Source organism: Methylopila musalis, assembly GCF_042679725.1.
Lineage (GTDB): Bacteria > Pseudomonadota > Alphaproteobacteria > Rhizobiales > Methylopilaceae > Methylopila > Methylopila musalis.
In genome coordinates, this window is the sequence record NZ_JBHTMX010000437.1 from 1 (window position 1) to 600 (window position 600).

Consider the following 600-nt stretch of genomic DNA (forward strand, 5'->3'; position numbering starts at 1 on the left):
CGCGCCCGCCGCCGGGCGGGCCGAGACGCTCTCCACCCTCGTGCTCGACGCCGACGGGCGGCTGCTGCGGCCGTTCACGGCGGCGGACGGGGCGTGGCGCCTGCCGGTGGCGCGGGCGGACGTGGACCCGCGCTTCCTGAAGCTGCTGATGGCCTATGAGGACAAGCGCTTCCTCAGCCATCCGGGCGTGGACCCGCTGGCGGCGCTCCGGGCGGCGGGACAGGCGATCGTCCATCGCGGCGTGGTGTCCGGCGGCTCCACGCTCACCATGCAGGTGGCGCGCCTGCTCACCCCCGACCGCTCCCGCACGCTCACCCGCAAGCTGAACGAGGCCGCCGCCGCGCTGGCGCTGGAGCGCGCGGTGGGCAAGGACGGCGTGCTCGATCTCTACCTGCGGCTCGCGCCCTATGGCGGCAATCTGGAGGGCGTGCGCGCGGCGAGCCTCGCCTATTTCGGCAAGGAGCCCGGCCGGCTTTCCATCGCCGAATCCGCGCTGCTGATCGCTGTGCCCCAATCGCCCGAAGCCCGGCGGCCGGACCGGGACCCGAAGGCCGCCCGCGCGGCGCGGGACCGGGTGCTGGCGCGGCTCGCCGCAGCGGG

Annotated in this window: 1 protein-coding gene; it reads left to right on the forward strand. The window is 76.2% G+C overall.

What is annotated here, in order from left to right:
• On the forward strand, positions 1-600 hold a 600-nt coding region (locus ACFQ4O_RS18175), incomplete at both ends, for a transglycosylase domain-containing protein (RefSeq protein WP_378777848.1).